Consider the following 25573-nt stretch of genomic DNA (forward strand, 5'->3'; position numbering starts at 1 on the left):
GGGGAAATCCGACTATTGAAGTTGATGTAACACTTGACGATGGTTCGCTAGGTCGCGCAGCCGTACCATCAGGTGCGTCTACAGGGGCATATGAAGCGCATGAGCTACGTGACGGTGATAAGTCCCGTTATGGCGGCAAGGGTGTGCTTAAGGCTGTTGAGGCCGTTAATACTGAAATCTACGAAGAACTTATCGGTTTAGATGCTGAAGATCAGCGTCGCTTAGACCAAGCCATGATAGATTTAGATGGAACCGAAACAAAGTCTCGTTTGGGTGCTAATGCTATTCTTGGTGTGTCTATGGCTGCAGCGAAAGCTGCTGCAAACGCTTCAGCTTTGCCACTATACCGTTACATTGGTGGTGCAAATGCACACGTACTTCCAACCCCTATGATGAATATTATCAATGGTGGCGAACACGCAGATAACGCCATTGATGTTCAAGAATTTATGATCATGCCAGTTGGTGCACCTTCTTTCTCCGAAGCACTTCGGATGGGAACAGAAGTGTTTCATAGCTTGAAAAAATCTTTGTCAGATGCGGGACTAAGTACTTCTGTTGGTGATGAAGGTGGTTTTGCACCCAACATAGCTTCGACTGAAGAAGCTATTTCTTTTATCATGAAGTCTATCGAGAATGCTGGATACCGCCCAGGCGAAGATTGTGCACTAGCTTTAGATGCAGCGTCTACCGAATTCTACAAAGACGGAAAATATGTTCTTGCTGGAGAAGGCAAGTCTCTTTCTTCGGATGAAATGGCGCAATACCTCACAGATCTCGTCAATAAATACCCTATTATATCTATTGAAGATGGTATGGCTGAAGATGATTGGGATGGATGGAAAACACTTACAGGCCTTGTTGGCGCGAAATGTCAGCTCGTTGGAGACGATTTGTTTGTAACCAACTCCAAACGCTTGGCTAAAGGTATCGAATTAGGTGCTGCAAACTCTATTCTAGTTAAAGTAAACCAAATTGGTACGCTTACAGAAACAATGGAAGCGGTTAATTTGGCAACAAGTCGTGGCTTTACCTCAGTCATGTCTCACCGTTCAGGTGAGACAGAGGATGCAACGATTGCTGATCTGGCTGTGGCCATGAATTGTGGGCAGATTAAAACTGGTTCTTTGGCGCGCTCTGACCGTTTGGCTAAATACAACCAACTTCTCCGCATTGAAGAAGAGCTAGATGAACAAGGCGTTTATCTTGGTCGTTCGTCGATTCGGATCTAGGAAGAATTGCTAAGTTGAAAAAAAGAACGCTCAAAACTTAATTGGTTTGAGCGTTTTTTATTCTGCGCTGCAATAAAAATTGATAAACCTGACATTAAGCTAGTTTGACTATCAAAATAAGAATTGGTTAGAGGAAATTGATCTTTGAATGCGTAGTTTACTAGCAACTTTTGTCTTAAGCCTCGTTCTTTTCTACTTGGCTTATAATGCCCTCGCTGGTGATCAAGGGTTGGCGAAATGGACGAACTTGCAGAAACGAGAAAAAGAATTAATCCTTGAGCTAGAGGTGATTCAGGGCGAAAAAGATGTGGTATATGAAAAAATCCATCGACTTAGACCTGAAACTTTAGACTTAGACTATATTGAAGAAATAGCGCGTAAAAAACTCGCCTATGCTAGAGAAGATGAAGTTATTTTAAACGTCAAAGAATAGGTGCATTGGTCAATTCAATTGATCTAATTTGATCGAAAATCACAATATGGTGCGATGCAGCACCAATAATGCATAGCAGCTCTGACTGGACGGGGTGCTATTCAAGTCAGTAGTCTGAACAAAATGTCATGGAGGTTCGCTTGGTCGCCGCTAACGCTACATCACCCAAAAAGGGTAAAACGAATCCGAAGTCAGCTCCTTCAAACGAAGAGATGCTAAAATACTATCGGGATATGCTATTAATTCGTCGCTTTGAAGAGAAAGCTGGCCAATTATATGGTATGGGTCTTATTGCTGGTTTCTGCCATCTCTATATCGGTCAAGAAGCCGTTGTAGTCGGTGTTCAAAGTGCTTTGATCGAAGGCGATCAGGTTATAACTGGATACCGAGACCACGGTCATATGCTTGCATGTGATATGGAAGCGGACGGTGTAATGGCCGAACTTACCGGTCGTGAGGGTGGATACTCTCGCGGTAAAGGTGGTTCCATGCACATGTTCTCCAAAGAGAAAAATTTCTATGGTGGTCATGGTATTGTTGGGGCTCAGGTCTCTCTTGGTACAGGATTGGCTTTTGCCAATCAGTACAAAAAGAATGGCAATGTTTCTGTTTCTTATTTCGGTGACGGTGCTGCGAACCAAGGCCAAGTGTATGAGTCATTCAACATGGCCTCACTATGGAAGCTTCCAGCGCTATATGTGATTGAGAATAACCAATATGCTATGGGAACTGCGGTTTCCAGAGCATCAGCAGAACAGGAATTGTACAAACGCGGTATTTCGTTTGATATTCCGGGTGAAGCTGTTGATGGAATGGATGTTTTAAAAGTTCGCGAAGCTGCTCTGAAGGCAATCGAACACATTCGTTCTGGTAAAGGGCCTTACATTCTTGAGATGAAGACTTACCGCTATCGCGGTCACTCTATGTCTGACCCCGCCAAATACCGTAAACGTGAAGAAGTTGACGATATTCGGTCGCATCATGACCCTATTGAAGGGCTTAAGAAGCAGCTTATCGAATCTAAGATCGCCTCTGAAGAAGATCTTAAAGTTATAGACAAAGAAGTTCGTGTCATCGTGAACAAAAGTGCTGACTTTGCACAAACTAGCCCAGAGCCGGACCCGTCCGAACTTTGGACAGATGTATTGCGGGAGGTGTAAGTTACATGTCAGTAGAAATTCTTATGCCAGCTCTTTCACCAACTATGGAAGAGGGCACATTATCAAAATGGCTAAAATCTGAAGGCGATAAAGTCGCTCCCGGTGATATCCTAGCAGAAATAGAAACAGACAAAGCAACTATGGAAGTTGAAGCTGTGGACGAAGGCACAATTGCTAAAATCCTCGTAGCTGAAGGTTCTGAAGGTGTTAAGGTCAACGCAGTGATTGCAATGCTTGCCGAAGATGGTGAAGACCTTGCCGCAGTTGCTTCAGCCGGTCCTTCTGCTTCATCAGCCTCTAAAGAAGTAACTGAGAATCCTGAGCCTGCAGAAGTTAATGTTGGACACAACATGCCACCAGCAGATGACATGTTGTCAGACCCAGATATTCCAGACGGAACGGAATTCAAAACAACAACAGTACGTGATGCGCTCCGCGATGCGATGGCAGAAGAAATGCGCCGTGACGAAACTGTTTTTGTAATGGGTGAAGAAGTTGCTCAATATCAAGGTGCTTACAAAGTTACGCGTGAACTTCTTCAAGAGTTTGGTGATCGTCGTGTCGTAGATACACCAATCACAGAACATGGTTTCGCTGGATTAGGTGTGGGGGCTGCATATGCTGACCTTAAACCGATTGTGGAATTCATGACGTTTAACTTTGCGATGCAGGCCATCGACCACATCATCAACTCTGCTGCTAAGACATTGTACATGTCAGGTGGTCAAATGGGTTGTTCGATCGTGTTTCGCGGTCCAAATGGAGCAGCTTCTCGCGTGGGTGCACAGCACTCTCACGATTATGCGACGTGGTATGGAAATGTGCCGGGTCTAAAAGTTATAGCGCCTTATGACGCTGCTGATGCAAAAGGTCTACTTAAAGCAGCTATACGTGATCCAAACCCTGTTGTATTTTTGGAGCATGAGCTTCTCTATGGTGAAAGCTTTGAAGTTCCTGACATGGAGGATTTTGTTCTACCAATCGGTAAAGCTAAAGTCCGTCGAGAGGGAACAGATGTAACACTGGTCGCTTTGTCTAGAATGGTTGGCTACGCGTTAGAAGCGGCTGAAATTCTAGCCCAAGAAGGTATTAGTGCGGAAGTTGTTGACCTGCGTACTGTGCGTCCTCTCGATAAAGCTACTGTTATTGAAAGTGTGAAGAAAACAAATCGAGTTGTTGCCTGTGAAGAGGGCTGGGGAACATACGGTATTGGTGCAGAGATTTCTGCGATTTGTGTCGATGAAGCATTTGATTACCTTGATGCTCCGCCGGCACGGGTTCACCAAAAAGATGTTCCATTACCATATGCTGGTAACTTGGAAAAATTATCCTTGCCGAACACGAATGACATCGTGGAAGCAGCTAAAAAGGTCTGCTACTCTAAATAACTTTAGAGGATGCACGGTAATAAAAATGAAAAGGTTCGCGCAGCAGTTTAGCTGCGCTGCCTGACCATAAGGGAACTGCCTAGATGCCAATAAACATCACAATGCCAGCTCTATCGCCGACGATGGAAGAAGGTACTCTTGCAAAATGGCTTGTCAAACCGGGCGATGCTGTTGGGCCGGGCGATGTTATCGCCGAAATTGAAACTGATAAAGCAACAATGGAAGTAGAAGCTGTTGACGAGGGGCGTGTAGCAGTCATTCTTGTCGACGAAGGCTCTGAAGGCGTCAAAGTTAACTCAGTTATTGCTGTGTTGGCTGAAGAGGGGGAAGATGCGGACGCGATTAAAGGTCCAGCTGAAACTTCACCTCCAACAACTGCAGCAGCCTCCAAAGAAGCACCTGTCGAAAAGACTTCAGCGCCGGAAAAAACGCCTCCGCAATCATCGCCAGCTCCTTCGACTTCTTCGCCAGCTCCATCAAAAAATGGAGATCGTATTTTCGCATCACCATTGGCAAAAAGAATCGCTGCTGAGAAAGGCATAGATCTTTCTACAGTTTCAGGATCAGGGCCGCGCGGACGTATCATTCGCTCTGATGTTGAAAATGCTAAACCTATCGCAGCGAAGGCGGTAGCTAGTGCAGTTTCACCTGATGGCTTAATCTTGCCGCAAATTTTAGATGATCGCGTATATGCGCCTGAAAGCTATGAATTAAAACCGTTAGATGGAATGGCAAAAGTCGTCGCCAAGCGTTTGACAGAAAGCTTTATGCAGATCCCGCACTTCCCGTTGAATGTTGATATTCAGTTGGACAAATTGCTGTCAGCACGAAAATCGATCAATGATTCAGCGCCTGAGGGCGTTAAAATTTCAGTCAATGACTTTCTAATCAAAGCATCAGCTTTAGCTTTGATGGACGAACCTGATTGTAACGCAAGTTATACAGATAACGGGTTTGCGTATCACAAATCAGCGAATATTTCTGTGGCTGTAGCGATTGATGGCGGCTTGATAACACCGGTTATCAAGGATGCGCAATCTAAAGGATTGGCAACGATTTCTGCTGAAATGAAAGATTTGGCAAAACGTGCGCGTGAGAGAAAATTAGCCCCTCAAGAATATATGGGTGGTACGTTCTCTATTTCAAACTTGGGTATGTTTGGAATTAAGTCATTTTCTTCAATCATCAATCCACCTGAAGGCATGATTATGTCTGTAGGATCTGGAGAAAAACGTCCAGTGGTTGGCAAAGACGGTCAATTAACAACAGCAACTGTGATGACAGTAACATTGACTTGTGATCACCGTGTTGTTGGCGGAGCAGAGGGTGCCAAATGGCTGCAAGCCTTCAAACGTTATGTAGAAAGCCCAGAATCTATGCTGCTGTAACGTAGTGTAGATTTAGTGGTACTATTAAACATAAAGGAGCGAGCCCGTGGCGGACGCAAAAAACCAGTTTGACCTTATAGTAGTTGGTTCCGGCCCTGGAGGATATGCCACAGCTATCCGTGCATCTCAATTGGGTATGAAAACTGCCATTGTTGAGCGTGCTGAGTTAGGTGGTATTTGTCTAAACTGGGGATGTATCCCGACGAAAGCCTTGCTTAGAACATCAGAAGTTTTCCATATGATGGAAAATGCTGAAGCATACGGACTAGGTAAAGTTAAGCCTGTTGCACATATTGAAAAAATTGTGGAACGTTCTCGTGGCGTTTCCAAACAAATGGCTGGTGGTGTTGCTTTTCTCATGAAGAAAAACAAGATTACAGTTATTGAAGGAACAGCCAGTTTGAAGGCTGGAAAGCCTGCTCCACATGTTGTCGTGAAAGATGGTAAGGGTGCGGGAACCTATACTTCTAAACATGTTATTATGGCGACAGGTGCACGTGCACGAGCTATACCTCAGGCTGGGCTAGTCCCTGATGGAGACCGGATTTGGTCATATCGTGAAGCGCTTGTGCCTAAAGAAATTCCAAAGAAACTTCTTGTGATTGGTTCAGGAGCAATCGGTATAGAATTCGCTAGCTTTTATAACACTTTAGGGTCTGAAACGACTGTCATAGAAGCGCTAGATCGTATTCTTCCCGTCGAGGATGCTGACATTTCTAACTTTGTAGATAAACAGCTCACAAAGCAGGGAATGAAGCTTGTGAAATCAGCTCAAGTTCAAGGGCTGGAAAAAGGCAAAAATAGCGTTACGGCATCTGTGAAACTTAAAGATGGTAAAATTGAAAAGATAACAGCAGATGTTGTTATCGTTGCCGTTGGTATAGTTGGAAACGTTGAAAATACTGGGCTTGAGGAAGTTGGTGCAAAAATTGACCGCACACACGTCACAGTAGATGGATTTGGCAGGACAGGTGTGGCAGGTCTATATGCAATTGGTGACCTGACAGGTCCACCTTGGCTTGCACACAAAGCAACTCATGAAGGTGTTGTTTGTGTAGAAAAAATTGCTGGTAAAAATCCGCATGAATTCAAAACAGACAATATAGCTGGTTGTACCTACTGTCACCCGCAAGTTGCTTCTGTGGGACTGACTGAGGCTGCTGCAAAAGAAAAAGGGCACAAAGTCAAAGTTGGCCGTTTCCCGTTTATTGGTAATGGTAAAGCAGTCGCACTTGGAGAGCCTGAAGGCATTATCAAAACAGTGTTTGATGAAAAAACAGGTGAACTGCTCGGTGCTCATATGGCAGGTGCTGAAGTGACTGAGCTCATTCAAGGCTTTGTAATTGCGCGCCAAGGAGAGTTGACTGAAGCAGAGATTATGGAAACGATTTTTCCACATCCAACACTTTCAGAGATGATGCATGAAAGTACATTGGATGCTTATGATCGAGCTCTTCATATCTAAGGTACTCTAGAATTTTTCTCAAAAAGGCGGTCAATAATTTGGCCGCCTTTTTTATGCGGTTTTAATTAAACAGTATATTTGAATACAATGAGCGAAACCTATGGATTTCACGATAAAATCCAGCTGAATACTTGTTTTAAATGTCATTGACTTTCATTTTGGCATTAATATGAGCTCTTCGAATGTTATTTAAACTACTGTTATTTAAAACAAATACGTAAATGTCGACTAAAGTCGCTCTTATGTTCTCCCTCTCTTAAGTGGATCATTTTTAATGCGGCAATATAGCCGACTAAGAAAAGACCTTTAGGGGAGGCATATGACAAATCAATCTTCTTCATCTGGACCGACACCAGAACAGGCGAAAGCATATTGGGCGGCAAATGTTCGTTTAATGAGTGTGCTGTTGGCTGTTTGGTTTTTGGTTTCCTACGGCTGTGGAATACTTTTCAGAGACGCTCTGGACACAGTAAGTTTAGGTGGTGCGCCACTTGGTTTCTGGTTTGCTCAAAATGGATCAATCTATGTATTTTTAGCGTTGATCATCATTTATGCGCGTCAAATGGCTGCGCTTGAGCGAAAATTCAACATAAAGGGGTAGATTATGGATCAACAGATGTGGACCTACTTCTTCGTTGTCACAACTTTCGGACTGTATATCGCGATTGCGGTATGGTCTCGTGCCGGTTCAACTGACGAATTTTACATTGCAGACCATGGCGTGCATCCGGTTGTAAACGGTATGGCTACAGCAGCTGATTGGATGTCAGCAGCGTCATTTCTTTCTATGGCTGGACTAATCGCATTTCTTGGCTATGGCGGCTCAGTTTATCTAATGGGATGGACAGGCGGATATGTATTGCTGGCGTTATTGCTAGCACCTTACCTGAGGGAGTTTGGGAAATTTACCGTTCCCGACTTTGTCGGAGACCGTTTCTATTCACCAGTCGCTAGGGTAATAGCGGTCGTTTGTGCTATTTTCGTTTCATTTACTTATATTGCAGGTCAAATGAAAGGCGTTGGAGTCGCTTTCTCAGGATTTCTGGGCGTTCCCTTTGAATGGGGAATTGTGATTGGTATGGTGATAGTCTTCTTCTATGCTGTTTTAGGCGGTATGAAGGGAATAACATACACTCAAGTTGCTCAATATTGTGTACTTATTTTCGCCTACACAGTGCCAGCAGTGTTTATGTCTATGATTGTGACCGGCAATCCAATACCTCAGTTAGGTTTTATCTCTAACATCAAAGGTGAAGACATTGCGATGCTAGCAAAACTCAATGCAGTTCTCGTGGATTTGGGTTTTGCAGAATATACAACAACTAATAAAAGTATGATTGATGTATTCTGTATTACAGGTGCACTAATGTTTGGTACCGCAGGGCTACCACATGTGATCATTCGATTCTTTACGGTGCCTAAAGCTTCAGATGCGCGTCTCTCTGCTGGTTGGGCGTTATTCTTTATCGCACTATTATATACAACTGCGCCCGCTGTTGGCGCACTCGGTCGTATGAATTTCATAGATCAAGTGAACGAAAGCACGTATGTATCTGCTGAAGACTATGAAACAGGGGCAGCAGAGATTGCTGCAACAGGTGCTACACCAACACCAAAATGGTTTAACTCTTGGGAGAAAACTGGACTGCTCGGTTTCCAAGATAAAAATGGTGACGGTGTTATTCAATACCGAGCTGGTGATGCAAATGAAGTTGAACCGTTGAATAGGGACATATTTGTTCTTGCAAACCCAGAGATTGCACAACTACCAGGTTGGGTAATAGGTCTTGTTGTAGCTGGGGGGCTTGCTGCTGCTCTTTCAACTGCAGCTGGATTGTTGATGGTTATTTCTTCATCAGTCAGCCACGACCTTATGAAACGAACTTTAAAACCAGATATGGATGACAAAACAGAGTTATTTGTTGCTCGAGCTGCTGCTGCTGGTGCAGTGGTTGCTGCTGGTTTACTAGGTGTGTTCTCCGCGCAATTGGGCTTTGTTGCTCAGGTTGTGGCTTTTGCTTTCGGGCTCGCCGCTGCATCCTTATTTCCAATTATATTCCTTGGGATATTCTGGAAACGTTTCAATAAGGAAGGTGCTATCACCACGATGGTCTTCGGGTTAGTCTCAACATTTGGATACATTTACGCATTCAAATTTGGCGGGCTTTCTCCTGATCTGTACTTTTTAGGTATTTCCCCAGAAGGTATTGGCTTTTTCATAATGTGGATAGCGATGGTACTTGGAGTCGTGGTTAGTTTAGCTACACCTGAACCACCTCAAGATATTCAAGACCTTGTTGAGGACATACGTGTTCCTGGAATGCGATCTTCTCATGGTATTGCAGACGCTGGGATGGCTCCAGCTGAATAGACAAGCTAAAGTATAGAAAAACACAGAAGGGCAATCTTTAATTAGGTTGCCCTTTTTACTGAAGTTTTTTTGATTAGACCTTAGAAGATCTTGCCATTGTTGAGCATGACAGTTCAGATAGGTTCTGGAGAATGGAGCCTTTATGCCTGTTTGGTTAATCTTCTTTGTAATGACATTGTATATTTCAGGTCTATTTTTTATGGCTTGGAAGGGAGAGCAATATGCGAAACAGGCAGGCGCAGGGTGGCGACGGCATCCACTTATTTATTCGTTAGCTTTAGGGGTTTACTGCACGTCTTGGACCTTCTTTGGCGCTGTAGGTTCTGCCGCTATTAATGGATGGTATTTTCTTCCGATATATATCGGACCGATTTTGCTATATCTGTTTTGGCCAAGTATCTTACAGCGCATTGCAGATGTTTCTAAACGAGAAAGTATCAACTCTCTTTCTGATTTTTTAGCATCAAGATATGGTAGAAGCCGATTGTTGGCAGCCATAGCTACAGCAACTCTGACAGTGGTTTCTTTGCCATATATTGCGCTGCAATTAAAATCTGTAGGCATGAGCTTTCAAGCGATTACAATTGGTCACACGGATCATTCAGCAACACCGGCGGATCAGACTGTATTAGTTGCAGCTTTAGGCTTAGCTGTTTTTGCGGTACTTTTTGGCGCACGGTATGAAGATGCGACGAAACCCAATTACGGCTTAATGAATGTATTAGCTTTTGAAGCAATCGTGAAATTAGTTGCACTTATTGCGGTAGCAATATTAGGGATCGTTACTCTATCCGGATTGTCTGATTTTGAGCTCTCCGACTATGCGACAAAGTTTGACACACAAAATATACAGTTCAATTTTTTGTCTACAACATTGCTATCAATGGCAGCAATGGTTTGCTTGCCAAGACAGTTTCATGTGGCAATCATTGAGCGACGTTCTAACAATGAGATGAAATTATCTCGGATCGTGCTTCCACTTTATCTTTTGCTGACAAGTCTTGTCGTTATTCCGATAACCATAGCTGGTTTGCACTTGCTGCCGTCTAATACTCCAACAGACTTATTTGTTGTTCTTCTCCCTCAGGCAGCGCAACTTCCATGGTTGACTATACTGGTTTTTATTGGAGGTTTTTCCGCAGCTACTGGTATGGTTGTTGTTGCCGCTATCGCATTATCTACAATGATAACAAACGATTTGATCGTTCCAGTTATGTTGAGACTAAAAACATTTGACCCTGCTGACCAGAACATTGGATCAAAACTTCTCAACATAAGACGGACTACTATTTTAGGCTTACTGTTGTTTGGTTATTTGTTTTATCAGGCATTTGGAGACCGCAATGCTTTGATGGAGATAGGGTTACTTTCTTTTGCAGGAGCAGCACAATTATTTCCAGCTTTAATCGGAGCTGTCTATTGGCGTAAAGCCCACAGAAATGGAGCCATGGCAGGAATTTTAGCTGGCTGTGTGTTGTGGGCCTATACATTGGTTCTACCTGCTGTATTTGGGCCTGAATGGATGATGGGGAGTATTTTGCCACCCTCTAATTTCTTCGGAATTGGTACTGTAGATAGTCTTAGTCACGGTGTTCTTTGGAGCTTATCAATCAATACATTGCTATTTGTCATTCTATCGTTGAGGGCCAAAGAACGGCTACGAGATAGAGTGCAAGCAAATGTATTTCGAGAAAAAGGCTTAGAATCTGGTCACGGCAAGCCTGTCTCGTACACAGTAAAAGGCGTAAGTGTTGGTGATTTGCAGGCGTTAGCGTCTAGGTTCCTGAAACCATCTGCAGTTTCATCTGCTTTTGCTTCCTACGCTGAAGAAATAGGGGTCGATACTAATCCATCGGTAGAAGCAGATTGGCGGCTCGTGCAGCGGACTGAAAGGTTGCTTTCAAGCGCGTTAGGTTCATCTTCGGCGAGAGTTGTGTTGGGTTCTGCCATAACACGGTCAGACGTAACTTTAGATGATTTATTGTCTATTTTAGATGAGAAAAGTCACGCTAAGCGTTTTGACCGCCATCTTTTGCAAGCGACACTTGAGAACATATCTCTAGGCGTTTCCGTGGTTGACGGTGAACAAAAGCTGGTTGCTTGGAATTCAGCCTATATAAAAATGTTCGATCTGCCTGAAGAGTTGGTTCGTGTGGGAAGGCCAATTGCAGATATTATCAAATGGACAACAAAAAATGGAACAGCAGCAACGGATGAAAAAGATGCACTAGTCTCCATAAGATTAGCGCATATTAAAGAGGGACGACCCCACACTTTTGAAAGGCAACGGCCTGACGGGACCATAATTAAAACGATCGGAAATCCTATGCCTGGAGGTGGATATGTTAGCACCTTTACAGATGTTAGCGAAGACAAAGCAATAGAAAGACGATTGAGAGAAGCAAAAGAAAATCTTGAAATCAGAGTTGTGGAAAGAACTTCGGAATTAGAAAATCTTACGCAAGAATTAGATGGAGCAAGAAGAGAAGCAGAAGGTGCTAATGCGTCTAAAACTAGGTTCTTGGCCGCCGCAAGTCATGATTTACTTCAACCTTTAAATGCGGCTCGTCTATTTACAGGGGCATTACAAAGCAATCTACAAGGAACGAACCCTGATGCACTAAGACTTGTCGGTAAGATAGACCAAGCAATCCAATCTTCTGATCAATTGTTGCGAGGTCTACTTGATATCTCAAAACTCGACCATGGAGTAAGAGACGCTAATTATACGTCTCTTTCGCTCGGGGCTCTTTTTTCTGATATTGGTGACGAAGCAGACCCTATCGCGAAAGCAGCGGGTCTACGGTTTAAGTTGGTTCCCACCACGTTGGGAGCATTTGCTGATGAAGATTTCTTAAAATCAATAGTTCGGAACTTCGTTTCCAATGCTCTACGATATACTCGATCCGGTGGTGTACTTGTCGGTGCACGCAGGCGAGGAGGAAAGATCAGAATTGAAGTATGGGATACTGGTGTTGGCATCCCAACAAGCAAACAGCATCTTATTTTTGAAGAATTTCAAAGATTAGAAGAAGCTGATCGAAATGGAATTCGAGGCGCTGGATTAGGGTTGGCCATTGCAAATAGAATGGCTGGACTTATGGGAGCGAGCGTTGGATTACGTTCATGGGAAAATAAAGGATCGGTGTTTTTTGTTGATTTGCTGGAATCTCAATCGGTTAGCAAAGAGATTAAACAAGTTCAAAAAGAACATAAAAGCCTTTACAGCCTAAAAGGTGTGAAGGTACTTTGCGTAGACGATGAACCGACAATATTGGATGGTATGGAAGCACTTCTGTTATCTTGGGGCTGCATTCCATTTCGAGCGAAATCTGGAGATGAGGCTGTTAGAATTGCATCTTCCGAACATTTGGATTTTGCTTTTTTAGACTATCATCTATTAGGTGGTGAAACCGGTTTCGACGTGAGAGAAAAAATACTGTCCGCATGTAATTACTCATTACCAGCGGCATTGCTGACTGCCGATAAATCTGAGTATGCATTAAGTCGGGCGAAGAAGGAAGGGTTGGCTGTTTTTACTAAGCCCGTTTCTCCCAGGGATTTACAAGCATATTTAGCGGGGATCCCCATTGCTGCTGAATAACGACTATTTAGATTGCCACAACGCTTGTAGAGACAGTAATGCTTGTGTCCGGCTAGCTACACCTAGCTTTCTAAATATAGCTGTCATATGTGCTTTTACTGTAGCTTCCGAAATTCCCATTTCATAAGCTATTTGCTTGTTCAAAAGTCCACTCTTTAGACCAGACAACACACGACGTTGTGCTGGTGTCAAACTAGCTAACCTACTCGCTATTTCGCTTGCTGGAGAAGGTTCGATTGCTTGTTGAAATTCCGGTGGTGTCCAATTTTCACCTGATAACAAATCGGAGATAGCTCCCTTAAGAGAATTCATGTCGAGACTTTTAGGGATGTACCCAACAGCTCCGAGAGCCATGGCTCTTTCAATAATTTCTCGATCTTCAGTCGCGGTAACAATTGCTACGCGCTGTGAAGGCGCCTGAGCCTGAAGGGTAATCAGACTCTCCAAACCTGTTGTATCTTTTAAATTGAGGTCCAACAAGACAAGGTCTGGCAAACTACTTTTTAAGCATTCACAAGCTTCTAAAACTGATCCTGCAAAATATGTTGAACGGATATTAGGGTTTAAACTTGCAGCTGCAGCTAAGGCATCTCGAAAGAGCGGATGATCATCTACAATAAGTAGACTCGATGATTTTTTGATTTCCAACTCATGTTCATCGTCGCCCATTTTTTCCTCCACAATGCAATAACGTCTACCTCCCAAAATACTCCTTTTTTAAATACGGAGAATCTTCGTCGCGGCGCGTTTTGTATTTATTATCTTTCTTTCATTATGACAGAGTTTTTAGATTATTCTAGCAGGTCAGACCTTAGTCGGACACGACCAATGGATATCTAGCGGATTGGACGCCGCCTTTAGATACTGCCTAGATAAAAACTATACTGGGGAGAAACAAGATGAAGAAAACAGTACTCAAAAACTTAATGCTTTCAGCGTCGATATTGGCGTTTGCACCATTAGCAATTGCAGATGCACCTGGTGATATAGAATCACGAATTGCAGAACTTGAGGCTATGGTAAATGAACTTAAGGCAGAACTTACCAATCAAAAGGCATCAACCGATGAAGAAATTGTTCGATTAAAAGCGCGTGAACAATCAAACAGTGCGCCCGAATTAGACCCAAGTCAGCCTTCAATAACGTGGGGTGGAATCATAGATGTTGATGCACACGTTACGGACTTTTCAGATGGTGACATTGCAGGATCGTCTATTGCGCGTGATTTCTACATCCCTTCTGCAACTCCAGTTGGTGGGATAGGAGAAGATCCTTCCACAGACTTTACAGCCAAGTCGTCCCGCTTTTATGTCACAGCAAACAAACAGGTTGATGGCCATAAAATTGGTGGTCGGTTAGAAATGGATTTCCTAGGTTCAGCTCAGGGAAATGAAGCCGTATCTAACTCTTATTCACCGAGACTTCGTCGCGCATTTGTCTCCTATGACAATTGGTTGTTGGGACAGGAGTGGTCTACATTTCAAAATACATCTGCTATTCCAGAGTCTGCGAGTTTCTTAGTTCTTGGCGACGGTATGATATTTATACGTCAGCCACAAATCCGATATACCAAAGGCAATTTTCAGTTTGCCGTGGAAAATCCTAACACGAATACAAACTTAGCTGGGCTTGCAGATGATAGTTTAATTCCAGACCTAATCGCTCGCTATAATCTAACCGGTGATTTTGGAAACGTTTCAATCTCAGGGATCGGTCGACAATTGAAAGCTGAACTTGGAGCTCTAAATGAAGAGACAACTGGATATGGTCTTTCAATAGCCGGAAAAGTCAATGTAGGTGAAAAGAACGATATTCGCTTTTCTATTAGTGGCGGTGAAGGCATTGGTCGTTACATGGGCTTAGCTATAGCAAAGAGTGCGGACCTTACTTTAGATGGCAGCTTTGAAGCAATTCCATCTTACGGCGGATATCTAGCTTATCGCCACGTTTTAGGTGATAATAACAGGCTGAATATTGGTGCCGGTGGAATTACTATTGAAAACCTTGATTCAGCCTCAGATGCTATGACCAAACAAGCCCTTAGCGGATACATAGCCTATATGTGGGATATAGCTCCTAAAGTTACGCTTGGAGCTGAATTTATGCATGCTGTTAGAGAAAATGAGGGCGGTGATGAAGGTGATATGAACCGTTTTACTTTTTCAACAAAGTACGCCTTTTGATATATAAATAAGAATACGAAGAAAATGGACGGATAGGCGTTATGTCAAACCAAGATAAAATATTTCCTGTACCTGATGACTTTGCTAAGAATGCATTGATTGATGATACGCTATATCAAAAAATGTATCAGGCTTCCATCGATGATCCTGATGCTTTTTGGGGTGAACATGGCAAGCGCCTATCATGGTCCAAACAATACACAAAAGTCAAAGATGTATCTTGGAGCAAAGAAAACCTTCATGTGAATTGGTTTTCTGATGGTGAATTGAACGTATCTTATAACTGTATTGACCGTCATCTCAAAGATAAAGCCGACCAAATCGCTATTATTTGGGAAGGAGATGACCCGAATAAATCTGAAAATATCACTTTTGCACAATTGCATCGCCGCGTATGCCGGTTTGCAAATGTTCTAAAAAGTATGGGCGTTCAGAAGGGTGATCGAGTAACTATTTACCTTCCTATGATTCCCGAGGCTGCATACGCCATGCTAGCTTGTGCTCGAATTGGTGCCATACATTCAATCGTTTTTGCGGGTTTTTCTGCTGAAGCGCTTGCTGGAAGAATTAACGACTGTCGAAGTTCTGTTATCATCACTGCCGATGAAGGGCTTCGAGGCTCGAAGTCTGTTCCGCTAAAGAAGAATGTAGATGAAGCTGTAAAGCATGCACTCGGGGTAGACAAAATACTCGTCGTTGAGAACACAGGTAATCCGGTCTCTATGAAAGGAGGACGTGATATTTGGTGGCATGAAGCAGCAACTGGTGTTGATGAATTCTGTGAACCTGTAGCGATGAAAGCTGAAGACCCATTATTTATTCTTTATACTTCAGGTTCTACTGGCCAACCAAAAGGAGTTTTGCACACAACAGGAGGGTATCTTGTTTGGGCTTCGATGACTCATGAATACGTTTTTGACTACAAACCCGGAGATATTTACTGGTGTACGGCAGACGTTGGTTGGGTAACTGGCCATAGTTATATCGTTTACGGTCCTCTTGCTAATGCAGCAACAACTCTCATGTTTGAAGGTGTGCCAACTTATCCAGATGCTTCACGTTTCTGGAACGTTGTTGATAAACACAAAGTCAATATTTTCTATACAGCACCAACGGCTATACGGGCGTTGATGGGGCAAGGCGAAGATTTCGTAAAAAAGACATCCCGCAAATCCTTGCGCCTCTTGGGCTCAGTAGGGGAACCGATTAATCCTGAAGCTTGGGAGTGGTATCACAAAGTAGTCGGTGACAGCCGTTGTCCGATTGTTGACACGTGGTGGCAAACAGAAACGGGCGGAATTATGATTTCTCCATTACCAGGTGCAACTCCACTAAAACCAGGATCTGCCACTCGCCCATTTTTTGGAATTAAACCTGAACTCGTTGATTCCGAGGGTGTTGTTCTGGAGGGTGCAACGGAAGGAAATCTTGTGATTTCCGATTCTTGGCCGGGACAGATGAGAACAGTTTACGGCGATCATCAAAGGTTTAAAGATACATACTTTTCGGCATACCCGGGGAAATATTTCACTGGTGACGGATGTCGAAGAGATGAGGATGGCTATTACTGGATTACAGGCCGCGTTGATGATGTAATCAACGTTTCAGGTCACCGTATGGGAACGGCGGAAGTGGAGAGTGCACTTGTTGCACACGACTTAGTGTCAGAAGCAGCCGTTGTAGGTTACCCTCATGATGTTAAAGGCCAAGGAATATACGCTTATGTCACGTTGAGCGCAGGAAACGATGGCACGCCGGAATTAGCAAAAGATTTAGTCAATTGGGTCAGAGCGGAGATCGGTCCAATTGCCTCTCCAGATAAAATCCAATTCGCTCCAGGACTTCCAAAGACGAGATCGGGAAAAATCATGAGGCGTATTCTTCGTAAAATTGCAGAAGATGAATTCTCAAACTTAGGGGACACCTCTACTTTGGCCGACCCTGAGGTTGTGGATGATCTAATTGAGAATAGGCAGAACAGGAAATAAGATTTTTCTACCCTGTTTTCTTGGCATTAACAAAAGCACGAGCAAGATCAATGACGTTTGAGAGCATAGTAAAATGCTCCAAACGTCATTGGTTTATCCAAAAATCGAATTGTCACAGAGGCTTGTCTTCAGAATTTAGAATACGTTCTGCAGCACCATCTGGGTCATCATATTGCCCTGAGCGAAGAGACCACGCAAAAGCGATTAATCCTAAAAATCCCATAACCAGAGCTGCGGGTATTAAATAAATCAACATACTCATGGGTCTTATTTTACTCGCTTCGTTTGTGTTAGATTTAGACGCAGTGCATTTAAGGTAACAATTAAAGATGACCCTGACATAGCAATGGCTGCGACCAAAGGTGTAACAAAGCCAAATACAGCTATAGGAATTGCAACCAAATTATATAATGCAGCGAACCCGAAATTCTCAAGCATGCGAGAGCGCGATCTACGTGCGATGTCAATTATGTCCGCTATAACCAGAACGTCATCACCAGAAAATACGCCATCACTTGCGGCACGGCTAACATCTGCGGCACCGCCTGGTGTTAAAGAGGCATGCGCATTAGCTAAAGCACCTGCATCATTTAATCCATCGCCAATCATTAGAACTTTTCTGCCTTCTGATTGTAATGTTGCAATTCGTTCTGCTTTCTCTAAAGGCGAAATTGATCCACTATACAATTCAATATTTGATTTTCGAGCAAAAGCGGCAACTTTGTTGTGGACATCACCAGACAGTAATTCAACTTTAAATCCGCGTTCATCTAATTCAGTTGCAATGCAGTCTGCGCCCAACACTGATGTCTCATCAAATTCAAACGCGACAGGCTCATCGTCGTCGTACTGAAAATACAAGGAAGGAATATCCTTAGAAGAGGGGGCAACTCCAGTCACCCATTTTAAAGACCCTAATTTCGCGTTCTTTCCATCAACCACACCTTGAATTCCACAGCCTGAAATTTCTTCAATATTGGAAGCAATCTCTCCTGGGCCTGCTAAACAGGCCAATGCCCTAGAATATGGATGTCTGCTTCCTCTTGCTAGTTTGGCTGCCAATTCCAAGTGATTGAGATCGATATTATTATCTTTTAGGGATGCATCGGGTTTTGTTAATGTACCTGTCTTGTCGAAAATGACATAATCACAAGCAGCAATTCTTTCTAAAGCATCACCTGATTTTAAGTACACATTTTTTTTGAAAAGCTTTCCAACAGCAACGACTTGTACGACGGGGGCAGCGAGTGCTAGCGCGCAAGGGCAGGTGATAATTAGTACAGAAATAGCTATGAAAATTGCTGTTTTAAAGTCACCATTGTAAAGCATCCAACCAAGAAACGCAGCAGCAGAAACAGTATGAACGACTGGTACATATAGTTTCGCTGCCTTATCCGCAATTTGGCGGTATGTTGAACGTTGTTGTTCTCCGATTTCCAGTAATTTGGATACCTCAGCTAACATCGAATTTTCAGCTGAAGATTTTACGCGTGCTACGATACTTGAGGTTAAATTTATCGTTCCTGCGTATATGGTTTGACCAATTTGCGATATTACAGGTGTACTTTCGCCAGATACCATATGATTATCCAGCTCACTGCAACCTGATATAAGCACAGCATCAACAGCGAATCGCTCTCCTGCGGCAACCTGTATGATATCATCTGGTATCAATGTAGAAGCTTTGACAGATTCAGCACCACCATCAGCATTTATGCGAGTTACTGAGCCTGTTTGCATCAAGGCAAGATCTCGTGCTGCTGATTGGGCTTCCCTTAGCAGCTTAGCATCCAAAAATCGCCCTATAAGAAGGAAGAATAACAACATTACTGCTGCATCAAAATAGGTGTGCATACCGTGGTGAATAGTTTCATAAAGGCTCATGCAGGCTGCTAGTAAAACAGCTAAGGATATGGGAACATCCATATTTACGTGACCAGCACGGATTGCAGATATTGCGGATGAAAAGAACGGGCGTCCCGAAAATGCAACAACAGGCAGGGCAATACACGCAGAGATCCAATGCAGAAATTCTTTGGTCTCAGCGTTCATTTCATCAACACCAGCCCATACGGATACCGACAAAAGCATAACATTAGCTGCTGCAAAACCAGCTACAGCCATTGCCATAAGTAATTGACGTTCTCTCTTTGAGTGTTCGTTATCTGCCTCTTCAGGGTCAAAAGGGGTTGCACCGTAACCTAAAGAAGAAATTTTTGATATGATATCAGCGGATTGCAGATTTTTAGTTTTCCAAGAAACATGAAGACGACCGGTTGTCAGATTCATTCTAACTGCATTAATGCCTGCTAATTCACTGATGCCATTTTCTATTTTTGAAAGACAACCACCACATTTAGCGCCTCGAACGAGAATATCCAAACTGTATTCGTCAGCTGACTTCTTCACAAAAGCAGTCGGATCAACTAGAAGAGCAGTCTTGTCACTCTCTTTGGGTGCCAAGCCTGATGGACAACCAGCAATCTCTGAAGCATTAAAATCAATCGAACCGCCAGTGAGAGTCATGGGATGAATATCTCCTTTTGTGCTTTGAAGAATATTTCAGAAGATTTTTTTACTTCAATCTGCACGGTCCATCTGCCTGTTTCTAAGCTATCTATTGGATGGGCATATTCTCCATTGGCAGAAAATTGCATAGGAAAAGACACGTTTTGATGTTTACTAGAGTGCTGATTTAAAACAGCATTTACTTGCAACTCATTTAGAGGTTGGTCGTCTTTGTCAAAAAAACGAGCGACTAGGACTGAATTTTTTTGTGTGTCTTCAGAGTGCATCACACCTATTTCAGATCTCCAACCTAAAAGTACCTGTTGATGCTTTTCGTGTATCGTATCGTTGTAATTAATACCTTGAACATATGATTTTTTGGAAATTTCGCCAGGAAAGGACTTTATTGCTTGAGACAGAAATATTCCGTTCACAATGAAGATTACGCCAAAAAATGCAAGAAACATGAATAGAACATGTTTACCAGTAAGTTTGGTTTTTGATGAGTTTGTCTTTTCCATTAATCATCTCTTTTGGGTATAGCAAAAAATACTCTGTTGCTTTGAATATCACCTGTCGCAACATCCTTTGCTTCAATGATGAGGTGTTTGCCTGACTTATACTTGTCTGCTTCTGGAACAGTAATTAAAATTCTGAATCTATCGACATGCTCTCCAGACATAATGATTGTTTTGTCTGTATCGTCATTTCCAATTATTTTAAGGTCGAGACCGTTTATTCCGGATGCAGTGATTAGAACTTCTCGGTCTTCGCTTTTTTTGTTTACAAGTTTAATTGAATATCCATTGCGAATATCTCCATTGGATAATTTCACAAATGGTGGTGAGCGATCTTTGATGACATTGAGCTCAAAGGTTGAGCGAGTTGAAAGCCCATAGACCATTATACAAGAAATTGCAGCAATCAAAAATGCGTACAAAATAACGCGTGGGCGCAGCATATTATAAACTGCAGGCTTACCTTCTGATCTAGCTTGAACATTTTTATCTGTATCATACGCAATTAGCCCAGTTGGCCGATCAACGCGTTTCATTATTGTATCGCAAGCGTCAATGCATAGCGCACAATGGATACATTCAAGCTGAGCTCCATGACGGATGTCTATTCCAACAGGGCAGGCGACGACACAGGCATTACAGTCTATGCAATCACCGCGACCATCCCAGCTCGTATTTTTTTTATGAGCACCTCGAGGCTCACCTCTATCCCATCTATAGGTTACATTTAAAGCATGCTCATCAGTTAAAGCTGCCTGTATGCGAGGCCAAGGGCATAAATAAGTGCAGACCTGCTCGCGCATTGTGCCGGCGAGAGCGTATGTCGTGAAGGTCAATATTCCTGCAAATACATAAGCACTGACTTCAGCATCTCCTGTGAAGAAGTTTGCAAAAAGCGTAGGTGCATCATGATAGTATAATATTAGCGCGCCGCCAGTTGCGAATGAAATAAATAGCCAAACAATATGCTTGCCAACTTTGCGCAGTGCTTTGTTTACGCTTAGAGGGGCTCTATCCAATTTAATGCGCGCATTTCTATCACCTTCAAAAATTCGTTCTACGGCGATGAATAGATCAGTCCAAACCGTTTGTGGACACGCATAACCGCACCATACCCGCCCAAAGAGCGATGTAACCAGAAATAATCCAAGCGATGCTAATATCAATAAACCTGTAATATAGTAGATTTCTTGTGGCCAAATTTCCAAAAAGAAAAAATAAAAACGACCGCCAGCGAAGTCTGCTAATACTGCTTGATTTGGTGCGTCAAGACCACGGTCCCAACGCAACCAAGGGAGGATGTAATAAACAGCAAGTGCAAATACCAACACCACCCATTTAATGGTCCGAAATTTTCCTGAGACAAGTTGAGGGTATATTGGTTCCCTTGCCTTGTATAAGGCACTTTGTCCTGGAGGAGGTGGTGTGACGTTGTTATACATCGCTGTGAATCACTTTTTGAATGTTATTCGCCGCCGCCAAGTGTGTGAACATAAACCGCTAACGCTTTGATGGTGGCCTCATCCAAGCGTTCATTCCAATGCGGCATAATGGAGTTTCGTGCGCTATAAATAGTCTCACGAATTGCACTGGCATCTCCACCATATAACCATTCTTGATCGGTTAGATTCGGTGCGCCAAATGTTCGGTCCCCAGTACCATCAACACCATGACAAGAAGCACACTGATATTCAAAATTTTCTTCAGCTCGTGCAACTGCATCGGTATTTGCTTCCTGCCCTGAAAGCGAAAGAACTTTTTGAACAAGGTCATCAATTTCTGATTCGGAAATAAATCCATCTCGACCAAAAGCTGGCATTTCAGAATAGCGTGTTTCATCGTGGGTTGAACGAATTCCGTACGTGATTGTTTGTTGAATATCGTCTAGCGAACCACCCCACAACCAAACATCATCAGCAAGCATTGGGTAGCCAATAGCACCTCGTCCGCCAGCTCCATGACAAGTCGCACAATTATCACCAAATGAACTTTCACCCATAGCCAGTGCAAATTGTTGTAGTTCTGGTGTTTTCTCAATTTCTTCAAGAGAAGCACTCATGAGTTTTTGGGCATTTTCAATTCGCGCAGAGCGTAGTTCTCCAACTGCTTCACCAACTTGAGCGCGGTCAGATTGATTCCAAACCCCGACTGTATTTCCCTGAAACCCTGGTAGTGCAGGCCAAGCCGGCATCAAAATCCACCAAAGAATAGAAAATGCTATTGTGGCATACCAGACATAGAGCCACCAACGAGGCAGTGGATTGTTTAGCTCTTTGATACCGTCCCATTCATGGCCGGTTGTTTCTACACCGGAAAAGGCATCGACATCTTTATTTTTATCATCTGTCATCGGAAATCTCCCGATCTTCTAAAGGAACATTTGCTGCGGCATCAAAAGTAGATCTATTTGACGGCCAAAGCGCGTATGCTAGCGCAGCGGCAAACATGAGAACGAAGTAGAGAAGTCCCCAAGTTTGGGCAAAGCTTGATAGAGCGTGATAAGTCATAAACCCTATCTCCTATTGTGTAGGTCGTCGGCTTCGTATTTATCGAAATCGACTAGTGAACCCAGCATTTGCATATACGCGATTAAAGCGTCCATTTCCGTGACGTTTTCAGGATCACCATCAAACGCGCGAACAGCAACGGAACCTTCCCGGCCGGCTAAGTTTTCATAACGCTCGACCATTTCTTCCCAATCAGAATTAGGATCGGTTTGGACAATCAAATCAGATTTTGCAAACTCGACCATTTCATCTGTGTAGGGGACACCCAACGCTTTCATGGCTTTGATGTCCGCTTCAATATTTTCAAATTTCAATGGTCGACCAATCATGAATGCATAGGGAGGCATTACAGATTCTGGAACGACTGATCGCGGGTCTTTCATGTGGTCCATATGCCATGTGTCAGCATATTTTCCGCCCAGTCTTGCGAGGTCTGGCCCTGTGCGTTTAGACCCCCATTGGAACGGGTGATCATACATGCTTTCTGCCGCCAATGAGTAATGACCATAGCGTTCAACTTCATCTCGCAATGGGCGCACCATTTGTGAGTGGCAGACATAACAACCTTCTCTGATGTAAATATTGCGGCCTGCGAGTTCCAAAGGTGTGTAGGGGCGCATTCCTTCCACTTTTTCGATTGTGTTCTTCAAATAGAAGAGCGGAGCAATTTCGATTAATCCACCGATAGCAACAACAAACAAAATACCAATTGTCAGTATTGATGAATGCTTTTCAAGAAATGAGTGTTTGTTAAACAAAGACATGTTCCAAAGCTCCTATTCTGCAGGTTGCGCTGGAGCGCGTGTTGTAACAGGTTCATTGCTTAAGAGTTCTGCACGCTCCGCATCGCTGAGTTCGGAGAGGCGGGTGTCGCCGCGTGCTGTTCGCCATAAATTATATGCCATCACAATGGCACCGCCGAGGTAAAGAACACCACCAAGTGAGCGGATAATGTATGCGATATGTTTGGCTTCTACAGTTTCAACGAATGAGTATTCCAAGAAGCCGAATTCATTGTATGAACGCCACATTAGGCCTTCCATAATTCCTGCGACCCACATTGAGGTTATGTAGAGAACGATTCCTAAAGTCGCTGCCCAGAAATGCCATTCAACCATCGCTATGGAATACATACGTGGTCGTTTCCATAGATATTGAGTCATACAATAGAGGGCACCAAAGGATATGAACCCCACCCATCCAAGAGCACCTGAATGCACGTGTCCAATACCCCATTCGGTATAGTGGGAGAGTGAATTGACAGCACGCACAGACATTAATGGACCTTCAAAAGTCGACATTCCATAAAATGCTAATGATAGAACCATCATTCGAACTACAGGATCAGTTCTTAGCTTGTCCCATGCACCTGATAGCGTCATCAAACCATTGATCATTCCGCCCCATGACGGCATCCACAACATGAGTGAGAATGTCATGCCCAAGGTTTGTGCCCATTGAGGCAATGCCGTGTAATGGAGATGGTGTGGACCGGCCCAAATGTATATGAAAATCAAAGACCAAAAGTGAACGATTGAAAGGCGATAGGAATATACCGGACGATTTACGCGTTTGGGGATGAAGTAGTACATTATGGCAAGGAAGCCAGTGGTGAGAAAGAAACCAACAGCATTGTGTCCATACCACCACTGCGTCAGGGCATCTTGAACGCCAGCCATAGCTATATAGCTTTTTGAGCCAAATAAGCTTACGGGCAGGGTTAAATTGTTTACAATGTGAAGCATTGCAATTGTGACTATAAAAGAAAGGTAAAACCAGTTGGCAACGTAGATGTGTGGCTCTTTACGTTTCCAAATTGTACCAAGAAATACAAAAAGATACCCAACCCATACGATTGTCAGCCATAGGTCTGCATACCATTCAGGTTCTGCATATTCCTTTGATTGTGTGATCCCCATCAAATAACCGGTTGCGGCTATTACGATGAAAAGTTGATATCCCCAAAAAACAAACCAAGGCCACGCACCGCCAGCAAGTCGAGTGCGGCAGGTTCTTTGAACAACATAGAATGAACTTGATATGAGGACATTTCCTCCAAAAGCGAAGATCACGGCAGATGTGTGCAAAGGGCGTAGACGACCAAAGTTCGTGAAACCCCATTGGTCGAAGTAAAAGAGATTGGGGTAGGTCAATTGCAGGGCAATAATGACTCCGACGAGTAATCCAGCAATTCCCCAAAACATTGAAGCAAAGACACCGGCTTTTACGATACCGTCTTCATATTTTGTGGGATCAAATACTTGCTCGTCGTCGCGCCCAGCATACCAAAAGACTAGCGCTAACGTGCCGAGCACAAATCCTGCTGATAGAAGTCCAGCGTGAAAACCCATTCCTGGATCGACCGAGCGGGAAGCTACGTACAATGTGATGAAAGCAAGTAGGGTCGTAAAAATCCCTACACTCACAACACTAATATCGGGTCCATTTGCCCCTCGCAATTGCATATTCGTCACTTTTTGCCCCCTCGCATTGTAGCCATCTGGAGTTGCTTTTACCATATTTAAAATGGGGCTAAAAAACCACATAATAAATCCGTCTATTATTGTGAATGCGCTGGTTCTTTTAATTTTACAACGGCACATTTTGCCGCAATGACAGAAATCCAGATTTATTATAGGGTTTTTGAGCGTTCAGAATTATTGTCTAGGCGAAGAGGTATGTAAGATGTTGAATAAGTGGTATTTTATAAGTTTAGGAACTGCCACAGCACTTACCAGCATTGGGTTGGCTATGCGTTCTTGCGCTACAAATAAAGTGGATAACGTATTTGGCGCAACATGGTGTACACAGGATTTGAATGCAGTTAC

At 43.4% G+C, this 25573-nt stretch carries 20 protein-coding genes; 11 read left to right on the forward strand and 9 right to left on the reverse strand.

Features of this window, described 5'->3' with window-relative positions; all coding sequences use genetic code 11:
* From eno to AC5EF3_RS01545, 9 genes are all read left to right on the forward strand, one after another.
* Positions 1 to 1232: phosphopyruvate hydratase (gene eno, locus AC5EF3_RS01505; protein WP_493546760.1), on the forward strand; the 1232-nt coding region annotated here is incomplete at its 5' end.
* A gap of 148 nt (positions 1233 to 1380) precedes the next feature.
* Positions 1381 to 1665: an FtsB family cell division protein gene (locus AC5EF3_RS01510; protein WP_015827527.1), complete on the forward strand. Its 285-nt coding sequence runs from the start codon at positions 1381 to 1383 to the stop codon at positions 1663 to 1665.
* Positions 1666 to 1877: 212 nt separating this feature from the next.
* Positions 1878 to 2825: a pyruvate dehydrogenase (acetyl-transferring) E1 component subunit alpha gene (gene pdhA / locus AC5EF3_RS01515; RefSeq protein ID WP_407635710.1), complete on the forward strand. Its 948-nt coding sequence runs from the start codon at positions 1878 to 1880 to the stop codon at positions 2823 to 2825.
* A gap of 5 nt (positions 2826 to 2830) precedes the next feature.
* Positions 2831 to 4213, forward strand: a complete 1383-nt coding sequence (locus AC5EF3_RS01520; protein ID WP_015827525.1) for a pyruvate dehydrogenase complex E1 component subunit beta — start codon at positions 2831 to 2833, stop codon at positions 4211 to 4213.
* Between the two features lie 83 nt (positions 4214 to 4296).
* Positions 4297 to 5601 carry a pyruvate dehydrogenase complex dihydrolipoamide acetyltransferase gene (locus AC5EF3_RS01525; protein ID WP_493546761.1) on the forward strand — a complete coding sequence of 435 codons (1305 nt, stop codon included), beginning with the start codon at positions 4297 to 4299 and terminating at the stop codon, positions 5599 to 5601.
* 46 nt (positions 5602 to 5647) lie between these two features.
* Complete coding sequence (lpdA, locus tag AC5EF3_RS01530; protein WP_493546762.1) at positions 5648 to 7066, forward strand: dihydrolipoyl dehydrogenase; 1419 nt, start codon at positions 5648 to 5650, stop codon at positions 7064 to 7066.
* 319 nt (positions 7067 to 7385) lie between these two features.
* Complete coding sequence (locus AC5EF3_RS01535; protein WP_015827522.1) at positions 7386 to 7667, forward strand: DUF4212 domain-containing protein; 282 nt, start codon at positions 7386 to 7388, stop codon at positions 7665 to 7667.
* 3 nt (positions 7668 to 7670) lie between these two features.
* Positions 7671 to 9437, forward strand: a complete 1767-nt coding sequence (locus AC5EF3_RS01540; protein ID WP_493546763.1) for a sodium:solute symporter family protein — start codon at positions 7671 to 7673, stop codon at positions 9435 to 9437.
* A 199-nt stretch (positions 9438 to 9636) separates the two neighbouring features.
* Positions 9637 to 13041, forward strand: a complete 3405-nt coding sequence (locus AC5EF3_RS01545) for a PAS domain-containing hybrid sensor histidine kinase/response regulator (RefSeq protein WP_493546764.1) — start codon at positions 9637 to 9639, stop codon at positions 13039 to 13041.
* Positions 13042 to 13044: 3 nt separating this feature from the next.
* On the opposite strand, the gene AC5EF3_RS01550 is transcribed toward AC5EF3_RS01545, so the two are convergent.
* Positions 13045 to 13710, reverse strand: coding sequence for a response regulator (locus AC5EF3_RS01550; RefSeq protein ID WP_493546765.1), 666 nt, complete (start codon positions 13708 to 13710; stop codon positions 13045 to 13047).
* Positions 13711 to 13940: 230 nt separating this feature from the next.
* On the opposite strand from AC5EF3_RS01550, the gene AC5EF3_RS01555 reads away from it, so the two are divergent.
* Both AC5EF3_RS01555 and acs read left to right on the forward strand, forming a co-directional pair.
* Positions 13941 to 15224 (forward strand): DcaP family trimeric outer membrane transporter, encoded by a 1284-nt coding sequence (locus tag AC5EF3_RS01555; RefSeq protein ID WP_493546766.1) that lies wholly within the window; start codon positions 13941 to 13943, stop codon positions 15222 to 15224.
* Between the two features lie 41 nt (positions 15225 to 15265).
* Positions 15266 to 17212, forward strand: a complete 1947-nt coding sequence (gene acs / locus AC5EF3_RS01560) for an acetate--CoA ligase (RefSeq protein ID WP_493546767.1) — start codon at positions 15266 to 15268, stop codon at positions 17210 to 17212.
* Positions 17213 to 17324: 112 nt separating this feature from the next.
* Here the strand turns inward: acs and ccoS are convergent, their stop codons facing one another.
* From ccoS to ccoN, 8 genes are read right to left on the reverse strand one after another with little or no spacing between them, the layout of a single operon-like run.
* Positions 17325 to 17474 (reverse strand): cbb3-type cytochrome oxidase assembly protein CcoS, encoded by a 150-nt coding sequence (gene ccoS, locus AC5EF3_RS01565; protein ID WP_493546768.1) that lies wholly within the window; start codon positions 17472 to 17474, stop codon positions 17325 to 17327.
* A gap of 5 nt (positions 17475 to 17479) precedes the next feature.
* Positions 17480 to 19738: a heavy metal translocating P-type ATPase gene (locus AC5EF3_RS01570; protein ID WP_493546769.1), complete on the reverse strand. Its 2259-nt coding sequence runs from the start codon at positions 19736 to 19738 to the stop codon at positions 17480 to 17482.
* Positions 19735 to 20241: a FixH family protein gene (locus tag AC5EF3_RS01575; protein ID WP_493546770.1), complete on the reverse strand. Its 507-nt coding sequence runs from the start codon at positions 20239 to 20241 to the stop codon at positions 19735 to 19737. Before AC5EF3_RS01575 ends, AC5EF3_RS01570 begins: the two co-directional genes overlap by 4 nt.
* Positions 20241 to 21680, reverse strand: coding sequence for a cytochrome c oxidase accessory protein CcoG (ccoG, locus tag AC5EF3_RS01580; protein ID WP_493546771.1), 1440 nt, complete (start codon positions 21678 to 21680; stop codon positions 20241 to 20243). Before ccoG ends, AC5EF3_RS01575 begins: the two co-directional genes overlap by 1 nt.
* Positions 21681 to 21703: 23 nt before the next feature.
* Positions 21704 to 22588 (reverse strand): cytochrome-c oxidase, cbb3-type subunit III, encoded by an 885-nt coding sequence (ccoP, locus tag AC5EF3_RS01585; protein WP_493546772.1) that lies wholly within the window; start codon positions 22586 to 22588, stop codon positions 21704 to 21706.
* Entirely contained in the window at positions 22578 to 22745 is a 168-nt protein-coding gene (locus AC5EF3_RS01590) for a cbb3-type cytochrome c oxidase subunit 3 (protein ID WP_015827511.1), read from the reverse strand. The genes ccoP and AC5EF3_RS01590 overlap by 11 nt, the downstream gene beginning before the upstream one ends.
* Positions 22746 to 22750: 5 nt before the next feature.
* On the reverse strand, positions 22751 to 23509 hold the full coding sequence (gene ccoO / locus AC5EF3_RS01595; RefSeq protein WP_015827510.1) for a cytochrome-c oxidase, cbb3-type subunit II: 759 nt from the start codon (positions 23507 to 23509) through the stop codon (positions 22751 to 22753).
* A 12-nt stretch (positions 23510 to 23521) separates the two neighbouring features.
* Complete coding sequence (gene ccoN / locus AC5EF3_RS01600) at positions 23522 to 25210, reverse strand: cytochrome-c oxidase, cbb3-type subunit I (RefSeq protein WP_041302145.1); 1689 nt, start codon at positions 25208 to 25210, stop codon at positions 23522 to 23524.
* Positions 25211 to 25573 lie beyond the last annotated feature (363 nt).

It is taken from the genome of Hirschia sp. (genome assembly GCF_058892565.1).

Bases quoted from the DNA above. Each gene is read 5' to 3' on its own strand.
- AC5EF3_RS01510 (WP_015827527.1), top strand. From the start codon at position 1,381: ATGCGTAGTTTACTAGCAACTTTTGTCTTAAGCCTCGTTCTTTTCTAC.
- pdhA (WP_407635710.1), top strand. From the start codon at position 1,878: ATGCTAAAATACTATCGGGATATGCTATTAATTCGTCGCTTTGAAGAG.
- AC5EF3_RS01520 (WP_015827525.1), top strand. From the start codon at position 2,831: ATGTCAGTAGAAATTCTTATGCCAGCTCTTTCACCAACTATGGAAGAG.
- AC5EF3_RS01525 (WP_493546761.1), top strand. From the start codon at position 4,297: ATGCCAATAAACATCACAATGCCAGCTCTATCGCCGACGATGGAAGAA.
- AC5EF3_RS01535 (WP_015827522.1), top strand. From the start codon at position 7,386: ATGACAAATCAATCTTCTTCATCTGGACCGACACCAGAACAGGCGAAA.
- AC5EF3_RS01540 (WP_493546763.1), top strand. From the start codon at position 7,671: ATGGATCAACAGATGTGGACCTACTTCTTCGTTGTCACAACTTTCGGA.
- AC5EF3_RS01545 (WP_493546764.1), top strand. From the start codon at position 9,637: ATGGCTTGGAAGGGAGAGCAATATGCGAAACAGGCAGGCGCAGGGTGG.
- AC5EF3_RS01550 (WP_493546765.1), bottom strand. From the start codon at position 13,710: ATGGGCGACGATGAACATGAGTTGGAAATCAAAAAATCATCGAGTCTA.
- AC5EF3_RS01555 (WP_493546766.1), top strand. From the start codon at position 13,941: ATGAAGAAAACAGTACTCAAAAACTTAATGCTTTCAGCGTCGATATTG.
- acs (WP_493546767.1), top strand. From the start codon at position 15,266: ATGTCAAACCAAGATAAAATATTTCCTGTACCTGATGACTTTGCTAAG.
- ccoS (WP_493546768.1), bottom strand. From the start codon at position 17,474: ATGAGTATGTTGATTTATTTAATACCCGCAGCTCTGGTTATGGGATTT.
- AC5EF3_RS01570 (WP_493546769.1), bottom strand. From the start codon at position 19,738: ATGACTCTCACTGGCGGTTCGATTGATTTTAATGCTTCAGAGATTGCT.
- AC5EF3_RS01575 (WP_493546770.1), bottom strand. From the start codon at position 20,241: ATGGAAAAGACAAACTCATCAAAAACCAAACTTACTGGTAAACATGTT.
- ccoG (WP_493546771.1), bottom strand. From the start codon at position 21,680: ATGTATAACAACGTCACACCACCTCCTCCAGGACAAAGTGCCTTATAC.
- ccoP (WP_493546772.1), bottom strand. From the start codon at position 22,588: ATGACAGATGATAAAAATAAAGATGTCGATGCCTTTTCCGGTGTAGAA.
- AC5EF3_RS01590 (WP_015827511.1), bottom strand. From the start codon at position 22,745: ATGACTTATCACGCTCTATCAAGCTTTGCCCAAACTTGGGGACTTCTC.
- ccoO (WP_015827510.1), bottom strand. From the start codon at position 23,509: ATGTCTTTGTTTAACAAACACTCATTTCTTGAAAAGCATTCATCAATA.
- ccoN (WP_041302145.1), bottom strand. From the start codon at position 25,210: ATGCAATTGCGAGGGGCAAATGGACCCGATATTAGTGTTGTGAGTGTA.